A 19,917-nucleotide genomic window follows, 5' to 3' on the forward strand; every position below is an offset into this window, starting at 1 on the left:
GATGCTGTCGTGGTGTGGGTGATTGCGCCGCCGGTTTATTGAGCGCGCCGCCAGGCTGACTTCCCCGCCTCACCCTCACAGATAATCCTCCAGCCGTACCTTTCCCCAGTTCATCGGCCAGGCCCGATCGAAATCGGCCGCATTGTGCCGCTTTTTCCGGGTTGCATCGATCCCCATTTTCCCCACCAGCCGGAACGGATAATGGTCCGGTAGCGGCATTGCCGACGGATCGTATGGCGAGCCGCGCGTGGTCGGCACCATCACATAGTCGCGTGCCGGGTCGGCGCGGGTGGCGATTGCCTGGTACACCTCGGCCGGGTCGGAGAGATCTGTGTCCGGGCTGAGCGCCACTACCAGCTTGGTGTTGAGCCAGGGCGCGCCCATTGCCATCATCAAGGCGTCGTTGACGAAGCCTTCCCATTTATAGTCGAACGACATCAGCACCGACAGCGCCGCGCCCCAGGTCGGGAATTGCACGTCGCCGACTTCCAGGCCCAATTCGCGCAGCCTGTTGTACAACATCGCTTCATGGCACAGGCGCGGCAGGGTCTGGTGGTCGGTCTGGGGCGTGGTCTGGTGATTGCGCCAGATCGGACGGTCGCCGCGCATGGTGACGGCAGTCACGCGCAGGCGCGGAATGTTTTCATGGGCCGGCAAGCGCAGCATCGACGGCGACGTCACCGCGCCGGTGGCGCCGAGTTCAGACAAGCTGACCCATCCTTCAATGATCATTTCCGCCCGGGCCGGCGCCGACAGCTCGATCGTTTCGCAGGCGACCATCTCGATATCCTGGTCCATGATGGTGCCGGTCATTTCCATCTCGCCCCACTGGTCCAGGTGCAGGCCGGAGAAATTCGCCATGATTTCGTAAGCCGCCGGAACGCCCACGCAAATCGCGATCGGCATTTCCCTGGCGCCCATTTGCCGGTACTTGTTCATGATCCGCAGTGAATGCGGCGTGGCGAAGCTGATCAGCGCTTCGCGCGGGCCGGTGACCGTGGTGCCTGCATGGCCCGAGTTATAAAAGCCGGTTTCCGGGTCGCGCAGGATGTTCATCGCCGTGATGTAGGGCTGCTCGTCGCCTTCCTTGTGGAACGGGATCGGCAGCTTGTTCAGGTCGACTTGGTCGCCCAGCCATTTCACTTCCTTGACCGGCGCATTGCTGACATGGACAAATGCGCGTGGCGGCTTGCGTAGCCGATATGCCAGCGTCGGCAGGAACAATTTGGCGTCCACGCCCAGTGCACGTCCCTGTGACTTTCGGTTGCGTACCAGCATGTCGCAAATGCGGAATCCCGGGCGTTCGATGATGTTCTCGAACACGATCGGATCCTGCGATTGGGCAGTCAGCGCACCAACATCCCGCAGGCTGACCGGCTTGACGATACGCGTGACGATATCCTGGTTGGTCTCAAGGTAGTCGCGCAGGTCGCGGTCGATCGGGCGGCCTGGCGGCGGGCTGGCATCGGACGGGCTGAAGGTGGTTTTCGTGGTCATTTTTCGGGTGTCTGGACACAAGTATTCAAGCTGCAACGCAGGGGCACAGGGAAGGACGAAAGGGCAGTTAACGCAGGGCCCCGGAACCGCGGCCGAATGCATGGTCACTTGCCTGCCCAAGCCCTGTCAAGGGCGCGATCCGGTCCGGCCTGAAGCGTAACGAGTATGAATCCCGGTCACGCCCCGGCAGTGCTTCAGCTCGTCTTGCTCTCCTGCACCACACCTTGCTTGACCAGCGCGTCGATTTCCTCTGACGAGTATCCGCCCACTTCCATCAGTACCGCGCGTGTGTCCTGTCCATGCTCGCGCCCGGCGTGATTGATTTTTCCGGGCGTGCGGTCCAGCTTGGGCACGGGTGCGGCCAGGGTGACGCTGCCGCCGAGCGATGCATCGGGCACGGCTACCAGCGCTTCACGTGCCTTGTAATGGCGATCCTTGAAAATGTCGGCGATCGTGAATATCCGGGTGGCCGGAATTCCCGCGTCTTGCAGCCGGGTTTCCAGCACATCCAGAGGCAAGCTGCCGGTCCAGGCGGCGATCAGGTCATCAAGTTCATTGGAATGCTTGACGCGGCCGGGCAGGTTCTTGAAGCGCTCGTCGTCGGCCAGGTCGGGGCGTTCCATCACGCTGCAAAATCGCCGGAACAGCGTGTCGTGCCAGGCAGCGATGTGGATGAAATCGCCGTCACCGGTGGTGAACAGGTTGTTGGGCGCAGCGCCAGGCAGTTTGGAGCCGGCGCGGTTGGCCACCACGCCCAGCTTTTCATATGCCGGCACGAACGGCTCCATGAAGCTGAATGCACTTTCCGACAGGGCCGCATCGATGACTTGTCCTTGCCCCGACATCTCACGCTCAAGCAAGGCCACCAGTGCGCCGAATGCGCCGTACAGGCCGGTGAGGTAGTCGGTCAGTGCTGTCGCCATGCGCGACGGCGGACGGTCCGGATCACCCGTCAGCGAGCGCAAGCCGCTGGTCGCTTCGCTGATGATGCCGTAGCCAGGCCAGCTGCTATAGGGGCCGCTCTGACCAAAGCCGCTGATGCGGACCATTACCAGTTTCGGGTTTTCCTTGGCCAGCTCCTCATAACCGAGGCCCCATTTTTCTATGGTGCCGGGACGGAAATTTTCGATCAGCACGTCGCATTGCGTGGCCAGCCGCTTGACGACTTGCCGGCCTTCGGTGGTGCGTAAATCCACCGACACGGTGGACTTGTTGCGCAGCAAGCTGGCGGCGTACAGCGACTTGCCATTGAAGCTTTCGCCCATGGTCCGGATGACGTCGCCGGCCGGATCTTCGATCTTGATGACTTGCGCGCCGAAGTCAGCCAGCAGGCGGCCGCAAAACGGGCCGGCGATGGTGGAGCCCAGCTCCAGCACCTTGAAGCGGGACAGTGCGCCCGGTGATATTTTCATGTTCAGTTCCCATTCCCAACGTTATCGAAATTTCGGTAAATGATGGTCTGCCTTTCCTTCATCAGCAGTCGCCCGCCAAGCGTGAAATAGCTGTTGAGTGAAACAGTCATTAGCATCTTGCCGCTGGCGCGGCTTTCCTTGATCCGGGCGCTGACCAGGGTACTGGTAGCGCGCGCGGTCTCTCCTGCGCGCAACAAGGAGTGGATCTCTACCTCGTTGCCACCGTTGACCATGCCGCTGCCGGGAAAGCCGAAACGCCGGCTGAAATTTCGGCCAACTTCGTTGACCGCTTCACGGCCCATTGCAGCCAGGTCCGTCGATAGCGGCAGCGACCCCGGTGTGGCTTCCAATGCATGGATCGGGAACAAGGGCGGCGCCACCACGCCGCCAAACAAGCTGTCACGACCGGCCTTGATGTCAAAGTGCAGTGGCGCCAAACCGCCGACGGCGTCGGCAAACAGGCGCAGGCGACTCATGTCCAGCGGGTACTGCGATTCGACCGCTTCGACTTCACGCCCGAGCAGGGCGTTGATGAAGTCGGGCGCTGCCGGATCGGGCTCGGCAACGGATTCATCCAGCGCCAGTCCTGCGGGCAGGGCGGGTACGCTTGTCTGCTGGTCGAATCCCCAGCAAGCATCGGGCAGCACCAGCGCAGTGGCAGTGGTGTTCGCCTTGTCTTGCTCCAGGTTCCAGATTTCCAGCGCCAGGTGCAGGCAACGCTGGCCGTCCAGCACGCTTTCGCGCTCGATGCGGCCGCGCACCTCCAGCGATTCATTGATGAAGTCCGGCCCGGCAAAGTTGTAGCCGAGCCTGGGCACGGGTGCGGCGGACCCGAACGCCTGGGCAATGAATTGTGTCAGGAAGTGTTGCTTGAGTCCGCCATTGATCACGCGCTCGCGCATGCCGGCAGTGTGCTTGGCGTAGCCTTCGTCGTAATGGATCTTGTCCCAGTTCTGCTGCGCGGCGCACCAGCGCACCAGATGGCTGCTGGTATAGCAGCCCTTGGACAAGACCGGCAGGGTCCCGTCCGCCACGACGGGGGTTGCATTGTTCATATGCAGTTACTCCATTAATTGATCTGGATGCCGGCGGCGGCAATCAGCTTGCGCAGTCCGTCGACGTCAGACTGCAGGAAGCTCGCCAGTTCTTGTGGCGAACCTCCAGCCAGGTCTACGCCTTGCGACATCAACTGCGTGCGCAGGTCCTGGTTTTTCAGCGCCTGGTTGAATGCGCCGTTAAGCTTGGCCACGACGGCCGGCGGCATGCCGGTCGGTCCCAGGATCGCAAACCAGAACGTGGAAGTGAATCCGGGGTGGCCTGATTCCGCCACTGTCGGTACGTCAGGCAATACGGGCGAACGCTTCAGGCTGGTGACGGCGATCGGGATGATATTGCCGGCCTTGACCAGCGGCAGTGCTGGCGGCAAACCGGTGATCAGCATCGGCACGTGGCCAGCCATCACGTCGGCAGCTGCCGGGCCGCCGCCCTTGTAAGCGACATGCTCAAGCTTGAGCTTGGCTTGCTGGTTCAGTTGTTCGCCGGTGAAGTGTTGCGGCGTGCCCTGTCCTGCGGTGGCAAAAGGGAACTTGCCTTTTTCACGTGCCAGTTTTTCCAGCTCAGGCAGGGTGCGCACGCCCACGTTCTTGTTCACTGCGATCAGGTTCGGTGTGGAGCCCACCAGCACCACCGGTGAAAAATCCTTGATGGCGTCGTAGCTGGCATTCTTGTTGGTCACCGGGTTGCTGGTATGGCCGTTGGTGGCGATCACCAGGGTATAGCCGTCGGGCTTGGCGCGTCGCGCCTGCTGGGTGCCGATCAGTGTATTGGCGCCAGCCTTGTTCTCGATGATGACGGATTGACCCAGCAGCGTGCCGACTTCCTTGCCCAACAGCCGGGCGACAATGTCCGTGCTGCCGCCGGGCGCAAATGGAACGATCAGCGTGATGGCCTGGTTTGGAAAATCAGCGTTTTGGCCATGTGCCAGCGGCGCGATGCCGACGGCCGAGAGGGCGACAGCGATCGATGTGGCGGCGATGCCTGCAAGTGTGCGTTTCATGTAAAGCTCCTCGTTGACGGATTCAAGCTCAGGTTCAGGTAATGGGCATGACGGGAATGGCCTGTGGCCGGCTGACGAGAATCAGGTGTGATGCGCTTTGATGATGGTCTCCTTGATCTTGTTGTTCGGTGCGCTCTGACGGCGCTTTGCTGATTCAACTTTACTTTCCGACTTCACTACTCTACTGCTCGTTTGCATTTGCCGATCGAATGGGCAACCAGGCTGCGGCTTATTCCATGCCCAGCAGGCGCAATGCATTGCCGCCCATGACTTTTTCCATCACGCTGGGACGATAGGGCAGTTGCAGGTAGGACTCGACGATGGCTTCGACGCCGAGGAACGGATAGGCGCTGCCAAATATCATCCGGTCAGCAAGAAAGGAATTGGCAGCCTCCACCCAATGCAGGTAGCCTGGCATCCCCATGCCATACAGGTCGGGCTGCAAGTACACATTGGGACGGCGAAACGCCAGTCCGCAACTTTGCTCGACCCATGGCCAGAACGCGTGCGACACAACGATTTTCAAGTCCGGAAAATTTGCCGCGACCCGGTCAACACCTTCAGGATCGGCATGCGTCAGTGTCTGTTCGCGCGGACTGCCACGGGCGATGGTCAGTGCCAGGATGCCGTTCATTTCTTGCAGGCGCTCGTAGATCGGATACAGGATCGGATCGTTGGCGCTGGTCATCGGGCGCATGCCAAAGCCGGGTTCAAGGGTAATGCCCTTGATGCCCGGCATCTTCATGACGCGCTCAAGTTCATCCATCGATTCGCGGATTTTTGCCGGCGCCGGACACAGGCCTGCAAAGCCGGCGAGGAACAAGTCCTGGTGTTCGTGCAGGATGGCGGCGACGTCGTCATTGGTGGAGCTGACTTTGGGGTCGTGGGTCATGCGACCCCACACCACGCTGCCGCTAACGCCAGCCCGCTGCAGTTCTTTGCGCAACTCTGAAATGGAGCGCTCACCGACCGAGCGCGGCAGTGCGCTATGCCATCCGAATGGCGCCGTAGTGTCGTTGAAAAATCCGCAGTTGACGAAGGACTTGAGTGGCGGACGAACGCGGAAGTCGATGATTTTCATGATGCGGCTCGTTGTAAAAATTGATGCACCGCGGCCGCGTTATCTGGCGGTGCAAGGACGGACTGGTATTCACCCGCATGATAATTTTGTGTGATCGACAAGATGCCTGCCCTGGACGATCCTGCGGTTGCAGGACATATACCATGAAGCGTTTTGACCAGCAACGCGATGAGACTTGCGGCGCGCTTATTGGGTTTGCCGATAAGGGGCGATGCTTGGTCCCTGGGTGCGGCCGCTAAAGCTATCCCGGAAATCGGGGCGGCCATCAAGACAGCACCAAAACCGGAAGAAGTTGTGACCGGGCAAAAGGGGCCGGGCTTTTGTTCCAGACCGATTCGCCCAAGTCCTGCATAATTGCCGTTTCCGCATGTCGGACCGCCAGGTCCCGTCAAAAAATGAATTTCGCAGATTTCCCCGACGAGCATGAAATTGCCGAGCACAGCGCCGGCGAACGCGCCCGCGCCGCAGCGCGCAGCACCTGGGTCAGCGTGGTTGTCAATATTGTGCTGGTCGCGTTGCAGATTTCAGTGGGCATTTTCTCCAAATCGCAGGCGCTGATTGCCGACGGCATCCACTCCTTGTCGGACCTGCTGGGCGACTTCGTCGTGCTGTTTGCCGGACACCATAGCAAGAAGGGGGCGGACGAGGACCATCCCTATGGCCATCAACGTTTCGAGAACGCCGCTTCGCTGGCATTGGGCGTGTTGCTGTTGACGGTCGGTGCGGGCATGTTGTGGTCGGCGCTGCAAAAGCTGGAGAATCCGGGCGCAATCGCGAGCGTGCACGTTTCAGCGCTGTGGATCGCCGGCGTTGCGCTGGTTTCAAAGGAATTACTGTTTCGCTACATGCTGGCCGCGGCCAAGCGGGTCAAGTCCGGGATGCTGGTGGCCAATGCCTGGCATGCGCGCTCGGACGCGGCGTCGTCGCTGGTGGTGGCGGTTGGCATCATCGGCAATCTGGCCGGCTATCCGATGCTGGACCCGATTGCGGCACTGATCGTCGGTCTGATGGTGGCCAAGATGGGTTGGGGATTTGGCTGGGACGCCTTGCATGACCTGATGGATCGCGCCGTCGACCAGGAAGAAGTGGACGCCATCCGCCGTACGCTGGTAGAGACGCCTGGCGTGCACAGCGTGCATGACGTGCGCACCCGCAAGATGGGCGACATGATCGTCGTGGATGCGCATATCGAAGTCGATGCCGCCATTTCTGTCGAGGCCGGGCACGATATTGCCGTGATTGCGCGCCAGCGGGTGATGCAGCGGCATCGGGTACTGAACCTGTTGACCCATGTGGATCCGTGGAAGCGGCCGGATCTTGATCATCAGGCTGGCATGTCGCCAGTGAGGGCTGATTGAATGACGGTTTGAGGAGATTCCAGCAAACAGCCATGCACGATGATTTACCGCGTCGCCAGGACTGAGTGCGCCTGCAAAGTTACGCATCATCGAGATTTCCCGATCGGGAAATTTATGCGGGATGTGCATGCAAAACGGCGAAAAATTCCCGATCGGGAATATGCCTTGCCCGGCCAAAGATTTTGGTCAATGATTTCCAGAACGGGAAATCAAAAAGACCATGCCATCCATTCGATCACCTGAACAACTCGGCGACGTACTTCGTGCAGCCCGCAAGCAGCTCGGGCTGACGCAGCCCCGCTTGGCGCTGGCGGCAAGGGTTGGCGTGCGATTTATCGTTGATCTGGAAGCCGGAAAGCCCACCTTGCGGCTTGAAAATGTCCTGCGGGTCATCGATGCGCTGGGTGGAGAGATCATTCTGAGCGGATTGCCATCCGCGGTCGCCCTGGCGCAACGCGAGGAGCAATGAGCATGATATGAACTGGATGCCTGCGTTTGCGCCACCGCGGACGCGCCTATTGCCTGCTCGACATAATGATCATCGTCATGATCTGTATGCCGCACCAACTACCCCGTTGCGGCAAGTCAATTCAATATCTGTTCCAGCGCGTAAGTTCTTCCCATGGGTAAATCGTGCGCATGAGCGGAGAAAATATGAACCGTTTTCTGGTCGTCGGGAAAAGCAAATACGTCGTTCTTGCGGTACTGCAGGCAATACGAAGCTTTACCGACGCGCAGACAATAGTGATCGGCGACGAAGAAACGTATGCGATGCGCTGGTCCAGCTTGTGCACCGAAAAGCTGGCGATCCGCTTTGATGGACCAAGCGACCTTGCTTTTGTTGGCATGGTGAACCGCCTGGCCAAGGACTGTCCGGGCACGATCCTGTTGCCGGTTGACTGCGACGGCGTCCGGCTGGTGCACCGGGTATACCAGCAGCTGCAAGTCGACATTGCGCCGATCCCTGCACCTGAAATCATGGAGACGTTCGACGACAAATGGCTATTCCACCAGTTTTGTTCCGCGCATGGATTGCGTGTGCCGACTACGCGCTTTGTCGGTTCCAAGGACAAGCTGGACTACGAGGCGATAGCAGAGGAGTTTTCAGTTCCGTTCGTCGTCAAGCCGACCAACATGGCCGGCTCCATGGGCGTGAAAATCGTGACCAGCCGGGAGGATTTCGAAGCGAACATATTGTTCAACCCGGCCTACGACTACAGCTCCCTGATCGTGCAACGTTACATCGACGGCCCGGACATCGACCTGAGCCTGCTGGCTGATCACGGCAAAGTGTCGGCATTTGCAATCCAGCGGGTTGTCGCAGCGCGGATCGAATTCCTGCCGAACCCGTATCTGGAAATGGTGGCATCGAATATTTGCAGCCAAAGCGGGTATCACGGCCTGATGCATATCGACGCCCGTATCGACAAGCGAACGGGCAATGTCTACCTTATCGAAGCCAATCCGCGATATTGGGCCTCGCTTACCGCCGCCGTCGTTTGTGGCCTGAATTTCGTTGCGGCGAGTGTCGCCCCCCTGGCCTCGACATCTGGCGTGCGCCGGCTGACAACAGGTAGCGCCTCTTGTCGCCATCCGGTGCTGCAGCCGTCATCCTGGAAGGATCTGGTGATGGACGCCGGTTACCTTGGCCGCTTGTTCAGGGCAAAAACTTTCGACCTGTACTCTGTCGGCCAATTCGGCAGGGAACTGTCGGATAGCTGTGTCCGGTATGCCCAGAAGAAAGCAATTTTGCGTATCAACGGAGGTCCCCAGCACGGCAGCGTTGCCAAGCTGTGAGCCTGTGATACCGCGGCAAGACATGTTCCCCGGCCAATACCGGCTCGATCACTGAAATGACTTTCCGTTGGTCGCATGCAAGGAAGGCGAAGGATGAGTGCGTCGCCCTTGATTCTCTGAAAGGCAAGCGAACCGGGCAGGGGTACACTCTGCCCCTCTCTCATCCCACCTTTTGAAGATTCCCATGCCTGTCGAATACCGCAAGAGCGTCCCGCCGGTCCGGCCGCGGCGCCGGATCCGTATCGAGATCCGCCCCAAAAGCATGATCATTGCCGCACTGGTGATTTTCTGCGCGTGGCTGTTCATCAAGCTGTTGCCGGTGGTACTGGTGCTGGTCGTGGCCTTGATGATCGTGGGCACCTTCAGTCCGGCGGTGGCATGGCTGGAGGCGCGCAAAATCAGGCGCGGGGGCGGTATCGCCATTGTTTTCGGCAGCTTGTCGCTGGCCTTCCTGGCGATGATGGTGTTGACCATACCAGCGCTGATAGAGCAGGTGAAGAGCCTGGTCGAGCAAGAACCGGCCTTGCGCCGCAGCGTGGCGGAATTCCTGATGGGTTCGCCACTGACCGCATCACTCGGCGAAGCCCTGACCAACCTGAAATACGATGCGCTGATCAAGGATGCCGGGGAGCATGTACTGGCTTATTCCAAGAGTTTGGTGGAAGTCGTTGCCTATAGCGCCGGTGCGTTTTTCCTCGCGCTCTACATCATGATCGACCGCGACCGCTTGCGTGGCGCTGCCTTTGCCGTGATACCACGCGCGGAGCACATCCGTTTTTCACGCATCCTGATCAATCTGGAGACGATTGTCGGCGGCTATATTCGCGGACAGGTCGTGACCTGCCTGATGATGGGCGGGTTCATGTTTATCCTGCTGACCGCGTGTGGGGTCCCGAATGCGCTGGCGCTGTCGGTATTTGGCGGCATCGCCGATGTGTTGCCCTTCATCGGCATTTTCCTGACCATGGGACCGGCGGTGCTGGCGACGCTGGTCAAGGGGCCGGTCATTGTCGCCATTGTGTTCGTAGCGATGCTCGCCTACGAAGAGTTCGAAAGCAGGGTGCTGGTGCCAATGGTGTACGGGCGGGCGTTGCGCCTGCCGTCTTCGGTGGTGCTGTTTGCGCTGATCGCCGGTGGTACCCTGGCCGGCATCGTCGGCGCATTGCTGGCCTTGCCGGTGGCGGCCGCGATCCTGATGCTGATCGATGAAATGCGGGTCGAGCTGCCGGGCGAGGAGACGTCGGCCGAAGGGGACCAAATCATGGCGGCGGACAAAGAGAGCGAGCAGGAATATGCGCGCCGTACCGAGGGCATGCCGGCCGAGCAGGCCGCTGCTGTCGCGCTGAACATGTCCAACATTCGCAAGAAAGAAGAGAGCGAGGCGCAGGACAAGCAGGCTGGCCAGGGATTGTAGATCGGGCCATCCGCAAGTCCTGCTGCCTGTCGGCGTCCACCCTGAGGGCGCGGCCCGCCAAGGCTGCATCGGCCTCCTGGTGCCTGCCCTGCTTGACACCCCCCAAATGGGGGCGGCCAGGACGCTGCCGTACCAAACATCGCACCAGGCTGCGATCAATAGTCCACTTATGAAATTTCACATTGATAGCGCAGGCAGGACAACATTTGCCCCTGTTTCATAAGGGCTCAGCGGAAAAGTCGTGGCTTGCCAAGGGCATTTGGGCTGTGTATAGTTTAGTTATGCAAGTGACTGTTGTGGACTATCCGTGACGGTTCCCGCCGATCCATTCATTCGCCCCCGAGCCATCCCGCCATGAACGCCAGGACACCGCCGTCAACGCGCGCAGACTATTTTCATTTCTGCCAGATCGCCACGCGCTGGATGGACAACGACATGTACGGCCATGTCAATAACGTCGTTTATTACGCCTATTTCGACACGGCGGTGAACCAGTACCTGATCGAACAGGGTGTGCTGGACCCGGTCAAGGCGCAGGTGATCGGGCTGGTGGTCGAGACCCAATGCCGCTATTACAGCTCGCTGGCGTTTCCGGATGTGGTGCATGTGGGCGTGCGGGTCGGCCATGTCGGCACCAGCAGCGTGCGCTACGAGCTTGGCGTGTTTCGCAACGACGAGCAATCGGCCGCGGCGGAAGGGCATTTCGTACACGTTTATGTCGATCGCGAATCGAACCGGCCGGTTCGGCTGCCCGATGATTTCGGCAATGCGCTGGCGCCGCTGCGGGTGTCCGACGCCGGCCCGGCGTGATGAGCAGCTGCGCAGGCGGTGCTGGGCCCGCATGGCGCACGAAAAAAATGATGCATCCGAATAACGCAATGACAGGAACGAGATAATGGAATATGGCGCACAGGGCGGCAACGATCACATCATCGTGACGCTGGTGGACGTGGTGGAAGAACCCGGTTGGGAGCTCAACGACACGACGGCGGCCGCCGCGATTGCCGCCATCAGCACGGCGCGGGATTCAGGAGGGCCGGGCCACAAGGCGGCCGTGGTGACGCTGAACCGTCCGAAGATGCGCAACTGCGTGTCACTGGCGATGTGGAAAGACCTGGCCCGGATATTCACCGAATTGGGCCAGGACCCGCAGGTGCGCGCCATCATCCTGACCGGGGCCGGCGGCAACTTTTGCGCCGGCGCCGACATCTCCGAATTCGCCACCGTGCGCGCCACCGTGGAGCAGGGCGACGAGTATGAAGTCGCGGTGGACGATTGCTGCGACGCCATCGCCAATACGCCCAAGCCAACGATTGCCGTGGTCAATGGATTTTGCATGGGCGGCGGCTGCCACCTGGCGATGTCCTGCGATTTTCGTTTCGCCGCGCCTGAAGCGCAGTTCGGCATCCCGGCTTCGCGGCTGTCGATCGTCTACGGCGTGCGCGGCACCCAGCGCCTGTTCTCGCTGGTGGGCATTTCCAACGCAAAACGCATCCTGTATTCCGCCATGAAATTCGGTTCTGCCGAGGCAGTGCGCATGGGATTCCTGGACCGCATGGCCGCCGATCCGATGCGTTCTGCGCAGTCGTTTGCCGCCGTCATGGCAGACAACGCACCGCTGACGATTTCCGGCACCAAGGTGATCCTGAATGGCCTGGCGATGGGTATGGGCGTGCTGACCGACGAGCAGGTCAACCATGTCGTGCAGCGTGCGGTGGGCAGCGACGACTATCGCAATGCCCGGCAGGCATTCGTTGAAAAACGCCAGCCGGTTTTCCTCGGGAAGTAAGACGTGAAGCCTTCACAATTCAATTACGTTCGCCCGGCCACGCTGGAGCAGGCGATCGCCGCGCTGGCGGCGGCTGCGGGCGAGGGCAAGATCATCGCCGGCGGCCAGAGCCTGATGCCGATGATGAACTTCCGCCTGGTGAGCCCGGCGCTGCTGATCGATATCAACCGCATCAAGGAACTCGATTTCCTGGAAGAGCAGGCAGGTGGCTTGCGCATCGGCGCGCTGACCCGGCACCACACCCTGGAAACATCGTCGCTGGTCAAGCGCCTGTTCCCGGTATTGAGTGCAGCGATGGCGCATGTCGCCCACCTGGCGATCCGCAACCGCGGCACCATCGGCGGCAGTATTTCGCATGCCGATCCGGCAGCGGAATTGCCGATGATGATGCTGTTGCTGGAGGCGCGCATCACGGCCGTGTCGCCGCGCGGCAAGCGGGTGATCGACGCTGCCGACTTTTTCCTTGCCGCGCTGACTTCGGATGTGCAGGAAGACGAGATCGTCACTGAAATCAGCTTGCCGGCCTTGCCCGCAGGCGCCGGCTGGGCCTTCGAGGAAGTGGCGCGCCGCCCGGGCGACTATGCACTGGCTGCGGTCGGCGTGATCCTGACGCAAGAGCAGGGACGTGCGGCGCAAGTGCGCATAGGTGTCATGGGCGTGGGCGACACGCCGATGCGCCTGCCGGACGCAGAGGCCGTACTGAACGGCCAGGCCTGCGACGAGCAGTCGCTCGATGCGGTGGTGGCGGCGGTGCGCAATTCGGTGCAGCCCGACGGCGACCTGCATGCGTCGGGAGATTACCGGCGTCATCTGGTCGGGGTATTGGTCCGGCGTGCCGTCAAGGACGCCTGGAAGCGGGCGCAAGCCAATGCCAAGGGCTAAGGCCAGGCCATCAACAAGCAGGGGAAACCGACATGCATGAACAAACAATTGAATTGCTGAAAATCAGCGTCGTCGTCAACGGCGTGCGCTACGACGAGGTGGTGGAGCCGCGCTTGCTGCTGGCCGACTTCCTGCGCCATACGCTGGGACTGACCGGCACCCACGTCGGTTGCGAGCATGGCGTGTGCGGGGCCTGCACCATCATGGTCGACGGCAGCAGCATGCGCTCTTGCCTGATGCTGGCAGTACAGGCCCACGGCTGCGAGATCCAGACCGTGGAAGGCCTGGGCAGCATGGAAAACATGAATCCCTTGCAGCAGGCGTTCCAGGATTGCCATGCGCTGCAGTGCGGATTCTGCACGCCGGGCATGCTGATGACCTGCACCGACATGCTGAAAAAATATCCGCTGGATACCGACGACGAAATCCGTGACGGCCTGTCCGGCAATATCTGCCGCTGCACCGGTTATGTCCACATCGTCGAAGCGGTGCGCCGCGTGCGCGACGGCGCTGCCGCAGCCGCCGGAGAGACCAAATGAAAATGCACGTGCTGTCGGGTGGGCGCCTGCGCATGAAGAAAAGCGTCTATGTGCCGGAGGCCGAGCGGCAGGAGACCATCGAGCTGCCGGTATCGTGTTACCTGATGCGCCATCCGCAGGGAAACGTGCTGTTCGACACCGGCTGCCACCCGTCCACGATCGACAATGCAGAAGCGCGCTGGGGCCCGATGGCGCGCGCGCTGGTGCAGATTTCCAGGCCGGAAGAAAATCTCATCGACCAACTCAAGCTGGTCGGCCTGGCGCCGGATGATATCGACGTCGTCGTCAACTCGCACTTCCATACCGACCATTGCGGTTGCAATGAGTTCTTCAAGAAAGCGACCGTGATCTGCCACGCGCGCGAACTCGAAGCCGTGACCGGTCCGGACGCCGACCAGCGTGGTTATTTGCCAGCCGACTGGAAGCACCCGATGCCGATCGAAACCATCGACGGCCAGCGCGACCTGTTCAACGACGGCCGCATCGTGCTGGTGCCGGTGCCGGGGCATACGGCGGGCATGACGGGGGCGCTGGTTGCGCTGGACAAGTCGGGCGCATTTTTCCTGGCGTCGGACGCGGTGGCCTTGCGCAGCAACCTGGAGCGCGACACCAATCCACGCAATACCTGGGATGCCGAGCAGTCCACCAGGTCGATGCAGGAAGTGCGCCGTATTGAAGCCAGTGGCGCGACCATCGTGTTCGGTCACGATGATGCGCAGTGGCAAACGCTCAGGACCGGCGTCGACTTTTACGACTAGCTTCGATGCAGCGCTTTGACTGAAACAAGAGACTGAAATCGCCGCAGGCGTGCCAGGTCGGTCGTGCGACCCGTGCATTGCGCCAGATTCCGGAATCCGGATTCACTGGATGGGCCAACCAAGGATGGACCGCAGCACATGGAAACAAAACCCAAAGCAAAACTGGTCGGGCAACGCGTAAAGCGCACCGAAGACCCGCGCCTGTTGACTGGCAACGGCGCGTATGTCGACGACATGCAGGTCAAGGGACAGTTGCATATTGCCTTTCGCCGCAGCGACCAGGCGCATGCGCTGATCAAGTCGATCGACACAGCCGCCGCTGCTGCGCTGCCGGGCGTGATCGGCGTGTTCACGGCGGCGGACATGGAAGGCATGGTCAAGCCGGTGCGCGCCACCTCGCGCATGCCGGAATACCATCCAACCTCGATCTATCCGCTGGCGCGCGGCAAGGTGCGCTTCGTCGGCGAGGCGGTGGTGGCGGTGGTCGCCACCAGCCGCTATATCGCCGAGGACGCGGTCGAACTGATTTCGATTGATTTCGACGACTTGCCGGCATTGGTCGATGTCGAGGCCGCAGCCAGGCCCGACGCACCGCTGCTGCATGAAGAGGCCGGCACCAATGTGCTGGTCAAGCGCGAATTCCGGCGCGGCGATATCGACGCCGTGATGGCGGCCGCGCCCATCGTGGTGGGCACGCGCTTCCGCTTCCACCGCAAGACGGCGCTGGCGATGGAAAACCGTGTTTGCGCGGCCCACTACGAACAGGGCCGGCGCGCGCTGACTTTGCACACGTCCAGCGGCAGCCCGGGCGTGATCCGCGATGCGCTGGTCAAGGTGCTGGACATACCGGGCAACCGGCTGCGTGTGGTGGCGCCCGATGTCGGCGGCAGCTTCGGCAGCAAGGCCTCGCTGTATCCGGAAGAGATCACGGTATGTGCGCTGGCCCGCCACTTGTGCCGCCCGATCAAGTGGACCGGCGACCGGCTGGAAGACCTGGCCTCCACCAGCCAGGCTTTCGATGAAACGGTCGACGCCGAACTGGCGCTGGATGAAGACGGCAAGATCCTCGGGCTGCGCGCCGAAGTGATCGGCGATGTCGGTGCTTACTCGATCTATCCGTGGACCGCAGGGCTGGAGCCGGTGCAGGTGATCAGCTTCATGCCCGGCCCCTATCGTGTGCCGGTCTACCTGGGCCGGGTGCGTGGCGTGGCCACATGCAAGGCGCCGACCGGTCCTTACCGCGGCGTCGGACGGCCGACTTCCACCTTCGTGATGGAGCGCCTGGTGGACATGGCGGCGCATCGGCTGGGCATGGACGTGACTGAAATCCGCCGCCGCAATCTTGTCAATCCGGATGAGTTTCCATACAAGACCGCGCCCGGCCTGGTGTGGGACCGCTCCGGTTTCCAGGAAGGCTTGCAGCAAGCCTGCGAATCGATCGACTATGCCGGCTTGCGCAAGATGCAGGCAGCCGCGCGCGCAGAAGGGCGCTGGGTCGGGATTGGCGTGTCGACCTATGCCGAGTTGTCCGGCATTGGCTCGCGCATCTCGGCCTCGCCCGGCATGCCGATCAATACCGGGTCCGAAATTTCAACCATCCGCATCGACCCGAGCGGCGCGGTCACCGCCTACTTCGGCATTGCTTCCCACGGCCAGGGACTGGAAACGACGCTGGCGCAGATCGTGTCGGATGAACTCGGCGCCAGTTTCGGCGACATCCGCGTGGTGCAAGGCGACAGCTCGGTGGTATCGCACAGCACCGGCACTTATGCCAGCCGCAGCGCAGTGCTGGCCGGCGGCGCCGGCACGCTGGCCGCACGCGGCCTGCGCGGGAAGCTGGAGCGCATCGCCGCCCACTTGCTGGGCAGCGATGTGTCGCATATCGAAATCAGCGACAGCGTGGCGACAGCGCGCGACAACGGCAAGAGCATCACGATTGCGGAGATTGCCGACGTGGTCTACGCGCAAATGGGCAAGCTGCCCGCGGATGCGGTGGAAGTGCTGGAAGAAACCCGCTCCTACGATCCGGTGTGGGGCACCACCAGTTCTTCCACCCATATCGCGGTGGTTGAAATTGATCCGGAGACCTACATGGTCCGGGTCAAGGATTATGTCGTGGCCGACGATTGCGGCCGCATGATCAATCCGCTGATCGTTGCCGGCCAGTCGCATGGCGCGGTGGCGCAGGGCATCGGTGCGGCCTTGCTGGAAGAGGTCGTGTATGACGAAGGCGGCCAGATCCTGAGCGCCAGCCTGGTCGACTATGTGGTGCCGACCGCACCCGAGGTACCCGATATCCGGATGGTGCATGTCGAATGCGGCACGCCGGCGACATTGGGCGGCTTTCGCGGCATGGGCGAGGGCGGCACCATCGGTGCGCCGGCAGCGATCGCCAATGCCGTGTCGGATGCGCTGCTGCCGCTGGGAATTGAAATCAAGGAGTTGCCGATGACGCCGGATCGATTGTTCCGGCTGGTGCAGGCGGCGCAGTAAACCGGTTTGGACGGGCTTTGCACGCCGGCCCATGCAGCAGGAAAATGCAGTGAAACGATGCATTCAGGAAGAAACAACCAAGCAGGTGCAGCGCCGCCGGGACAGCCGGGCGCCTTGCACCGATCAATAATAGCCAGGAGATCGTAATGAAGAGCAATTTGAATGGAAAAGTAGCCTTGGTAACCGGCGCCGGCCGTGACGTCGGCCGCGAAATTTCGCTGGCGCTGGCGGCCGACGGTGCAACAGTTGCCGTCAATTACAACCGCTCCGCCGCAGAAGCCGAGGAGGTGGTCAAGGAAATCAAGCAGGCCGGCGGCAATGCGCGCGCTTACCAGGCCAACGTCGGCAGCTACGAAGAAGTGCAGGCGATGGTCGCTGCCATCATTGCCGAATTCGGCCGTATCGACATCCTGGTCAACAATGCCGGCAACGTGATCACCGAGCGCTTCGTCAACAGCACGCCGGAATCCTGGAAAAAGCAGATCGACGTCTGCCTGTATGGCACCATCCACGCCTGCCACGCTGTCGCGCCGCACATGATCAAGCAAAACAGCGGCCGCATCATCACGCTGGCGGGCGACTCGTCGCGCGTCGGCGAGAACGGCATTGCGCTGGGTGCTGCAGCCCGTGCCGGCGGCATCGCGCTGGGCAAGTCGCTGGCGCGCGAACTCGGGCGCAATAACATCACGGTCAATGCAGTGTCGCTGGGCCTGATCGAGACGCCGCATACGGATCCGGAATTCCTGAATGCCAACCGCGAAAAGATCCTGCGCAACTACGCCATCCGCCGCCTGGGCAAGCCCTCCGACGTGGCGCCGACGGTGGCTTTCCTGGCGTCCGAAGAAGCCGGCTGGATCACTGGCCAGGTATTGAGCGTGAATGGCGGTTTCTGCATGGTCTGATGCGGCTGTCCTGCGGCCGGCATGCATGTCCGGCGCGACAAGCAACAGCAACCCGCATCGATTTTGCATGACAGCGCACAGCCGGCACCGACCCTGGCGCAGCAACAGGAGACACACCCATGATTCATACCGAGTTGATCAAGCCGCTGGCGCAACTGATCCGCCAGCAGGCGGCATTGCGCGGGGCCAAGCTCGCCTATCGCGATAGCCGCTCTGCCGTCACTTACGGGCAGCTCGATACCGCCACTGCCAATCTCGCCGGGCATTTGCAGGACGCCGGCATACAGCCCGGCGACAGTGTGGCGATCCTGTTGCCCAATTCGGTGGACTGGGTGGAAAGCTGCCTGGCCATCGTGCGCGCTGGCGCCGTGGCAGTGCCGATCAGCATCGACGCCACTGAACCGGAGGCGATGTACCGCATCGAGGACGCCAACTGCAAGGCGATCATCACCACGCCGCAGCGGGCGGCGCTGGCGGCGGCGATGATGGCGCGCCATCCGCAATTGCGCACCCTGGTCCTGACAGGCAGCGCCAGCGCGCCGTCGGCCGGCCTGCATTTTGCGACGCTGCGCGAACAGCCGGCACGCTCGCTGCCGCGCGACCCGGACGACATCGACACGCCGTCGTTCATCATCTACACGTCTGGCACCACCGGCCGCGCCAAGGGCGTGCTGCTGTCGCAGCGCGGCATGTTGTGGGTCAGCGCGGCTTGCTGGGCGCCGATCGCCGGCCTGAATGAAAACGACCATGTGCTGTCGCCGCTGCCGCTGTTCCATTCGTATGCGCTGAATCTGTCGGTGCTGAGCATCCTGGCGGTGGGCGCGAGCGAAACCATCCTGGAAAAGTTTTCCACATCGGACGTCATGGCGCAGCTGCAATCGGGACAGTTCACCGTGTTCCCGGGCGTGCCGACCATGTTCCATTACCTGCTGGAAGCAGCGCGGCTCGATCCGGCATGCAAGTTCCCCGGGCTGCGCTTGTGCCTGTCGGCCGGCGCCATCATGCCGGGGCCGATCAACACTGAATTCGAACAGCGCTTTGGCGTGATGCTGCTCGACGGTTACGGCATTACCGAAACCTCGACCATGGTGACGCTGAACTGGATGAGCGGGGCACGGGTGATGGGTTCCTGCGGCTTGCCGCTGCCTGGCCTGTCCACCCGCATCGTCGACCTGTCCGGCAAGGACGTTGCGCCAGGCGATGAGGGCGAGCTGATCGTGCGCGGTCCCAACCTGATGGCCGGCTACCACAACAAGCCCGAAGAAACCGCCAGCGCGCTGCGCGGCGGCTGGTACTACACCGGCGACCTGGCGCGCTGCGACCCCAACGGCTACCTGACCATTACCGGACGACTGAAGGAAATCATCATCCGCGGCGGCCAGAACATCGCACCGTCCGAGGTCGAGGAAGCGGTGTGCGCCTTTGCCGCCGTGCTCGACTGCGCCGTGGTCGGCGCGCCGCATAGCCACCTGGGGGAAGTGCCGGTGGTGTTCGTGGTGCCGCGCCCTGGCATGACGGTCGATGCCGAGGCGCTGGTCCTGCACTGCCGCACGCGGCTGTCCGCCTACAAGCTGCCCGACGCGGTGCATATCGTCAGCGAAATTCCGCGGACCGGATCGGGCAAGATCATCCGCTTCAAGCTCAAGGAAACACTGGCATCGGACTGAACGCTTTTCCACCTCGCCCCGCATGAAACGCGCCCTGGTTCCAGAGATCATGCCGCCATCGGCCGCCACTGGCGAGCCCGATGCGTCGGTGAAGTCGTATCCGTCGATCAGCCGGTTCTGTTCGGTCGCGCGCACGCTGGAAATCCTGTCGGACGCCTGGAGCTTCCTGGTGCTGCGCGAGGCGTTTTTCGGCGCCCGCCGCTTTGAGCAATTCCAGGCCTCGCTCGGCTTGCCGCGCACCACGCTGGCCAAGCGCTTGCAGCACCTGACTG

18 protein-coding genes are annotated in these 19,917 nt (G+C 61.8%); 13 read left to right on the forward strand and 5 right to left on the reverse strand.

Annotated features, from left to right (window positions below; all coding sequences use genetic code 11):
• Positions 1-75: 75 nt before the first annotated feature.
• The 5 genes from Q7T64_RS12940 to Q7T64_RS12960 all read right to left on the reverse strand — a co-directional run bounded on the left by Q7T64_RS12940 (position 76) and on the right by Q7T64_RS12960 (position 6,046).
• A complete protein-coding gene (locus tag Q7T64_RS12940) occupies positions 76-1,497 on the reverse strand; it encodes a UbiD family decarboxylase (protein WP_304796270.1) in 1,422 nt (473 codons plus the stop codon).
• 194 nt (positions 1,498-1,691) lie between these two features.
• Positions 1,692-2,909 (reverse strand): CaiB/BaiF CoA-transferase family protein, encoded by a 1,218-nt coding sequence (locus tag Q7T64_RS12945; RefSeq protein WP_304796272.1) that lies wholly within the window; start codon positions 2,907-2,909, stop codon positions 1,692-1,694.
• A gap of 2 nt (positions 2,910-2,911) precedes the next feature.
• A complete protein-coding gene (locus Q7T64_RS12950; RefSeq protein ID WP_304796275.1) occupies positions 2,912-3,964 on the reverse strand; it encodes a MaoC family dehydratase N-terminal domain-containing protein in 1,053 nt (350 codons plus the stop codon).
• A gap of 14 nt (positions 3,965-3,978) precedes the next feature.
• Positions 3,979-4,965: a tripartite tricarboxylate transporter substrate binding protein gene (locus Q7T64_RS12955; RefSeq protein WP_304796277.1), complete on the reverse strand. Its 987-nt coding sequence runs from the start codon at positions 4,963-4,965 to the stop codon at positions 3,979-3,981.
• Between the two features lie 229 nt (positions 4,966-5,194).
• Positions 5,195-6,046: an amidohydrolase family protein gene (locus Q7T64_RS12960; protein ID WP_304796279.1), complete on the reverse strand. Its 852-nt coding sequence runs from the start codon at positions 6,044-6,046 to the stop codon at positions 5,195-5,197.
• Positions 6,047-6,441: 395 nt separating this feature from the next.
• Here Q7T64_RS12960 and Q7T64_RS12965 point away from each other — a divergent pair, with 395 nt between their 5' ends.
• The 13 genes from Q7T64_RS12965 to Q7T64_RS13025 all read left to right on the forward strand — a co-directional run.
• Positions 6,442-7,404, forward strand: coding sequence for a cation diffusion facilitator family transporter (locus Q7T64_RS12965; protein ID WP_304796281.1), 963 nt, complete (start codon positions 6,442-6,444; stop codon positions 7,402-7,404).
• A 220-nt stretch (positions 7,405-7,624) separates the two neighbouring features.
• Positions 7,625-7,873: a helix-turn-helix transcriptional regulator gene (locus tag Q7T64_RS12970; protein ID WP_304796284.1), complete on the forward strand. Its 249-nt coding sequence runs from the start codon at positions 7,625-7,627 to the stop codon at positions 7,871-7,873.
• Positions 7,874-8,058: 185 nt separating this feature from the next.
• Positions 8,059-9,201: an ATP-grasp domain-containing protein gene (locus tag Q7T64_RS12975; protein ID WP_304796287.1), complete on the forward strand. Its 1,143-nt coding sequence runs from the start codon at positions 8,059-8,061 to the stop codon at positions 9,199-9,201.
• A gap of 184 nt (positions 9,202-9,385) precedes the next feature.
• Positions 9,386-10,615, forward strand: a complete 1,230-nt coding sequence (locus Q7T64_RS12980; protein ID WP_304796289.1) for an AI-2E family transporter — start codon at positions 9,386-9,388, stop codon at positions 10,613-10,615.
• 354 nt (positions 10,616-10,969) lie between these two features.
• Complete coding sequence (locus Q7T64_RS12985; protein ID WP_304796291.1) at positions 10,970-11,425, forward strand: thioesterase family protein; 456 nt, start codon at positions 10,970-10,972, stop codon at positions 11,423-11,425.
• Positions 11,426-11,510: 85 nt separating this feature from the next.
• Positions 11,511-12,404, forward strand: a complete 894-nt coding sequence (locus tag Q7T64_RS12990; RefSeq protein WP_304796293.1) for an enoyl-CoA hydratase-related protein — start codon at positions 11,511-11,513, stop codon at positions 12,402-12,404.
• A 3-nt stretch (positions 12,405-12,407) separates the two neighbouring features.
• Entirely contained in the window at positions 12,408-13,286 is an 879-nt protein-coding gene (locus Q7T64_RS12995; RefSeq protein ID WP_304796295.1) for a xanthine dehydrogenase family protein subunit M, read from the forward strand.
• Positions 13,287-13,318: 32 nt separating this feature from the next.
• Positions 13,319-13,825: a (2Fe-2S)-binding protein gene (locus Q7T64_RS13000; RefSeq protein WP_304796298.1), complete on the forward strand. Its 507-nt coding sequence runs from the start codon at positions 13,319-13,321 to the stop codon at positions 13,823-13,825.
• Positions 13,822-14,583 carry an N-acyl homoserine lactonase family protein gene (locus Q7T64_RS13005; RefSeq protein WP_304796300.1) on the forward strand — a complete coding sequence of 254 codons (762 nt, stop codon included), beginning with the start codon at positions 13,822-13,824 and terminating at the stop codon, positions 14,581-14,583. The genes Q7T64_RS13000 and Q7T64_RS13005 overlap by 4 nt, the downstream gene beginning before the upstream one ends.
• A gap of 138 nt (positions 14,584-14,721) precedes the next feature.
• A complete protein-coding gene (locus Q7T64_RS13010) occupies positions 14,722-17,076 on the forward strand; it encodes a xanthine dehydrogenase family protein molybdopterin-binding subunit (RefSeq protein ID WP_304796302.1) in 2,355 nt (784 codons plus the stop codon).
• Between the two features lie 146 nt (positions 17,077-17,222).
• Complete coding sequence (locus Q7T64_RS13015) at positions 17,223-17,978, forward strand: SDR family NAD(P)-dependent oxidoreductase (protein WP_304796304.1); 756 nt, start codon at positions 17,223-17,225, stop codon at positions 17,976-17,978.
• A 119-nt stretch (positions 17,979-18,097) separates the two neighbouring features.
• Complete coding sequence (locus Q7T64_RS13020; RefSeq protein WP_304796306.1) at positions 18,098-19,645, forward strand: class I adenylate-forming enzyme family protein; 1,548 nt, start codon at positions 18,098-18,100, stop codon at positions 19,643-19,645.
• 22 nt (positions 19,646-19,667) lie between these two features.
• A partial coding sequence (locus Q7T64_RS13025; RefSeq protein ID WP_304796309.1) for a helix-turn-helix domain-containing protein occupies positions 19,668-19,917 on the forward strand: 250 nt, incomplete at its 3' end.

The organism is Lacisediminimonas sp. (assembly GCF_030645335.1).
In the GTDB taxonomy this organism is placed as follows: domain Bacteria; phylum Pseudomonadota; class Gammaproteobacteria; order Burkholderiales; family Burkholderiaceae_D; genus Lacisediminimonas.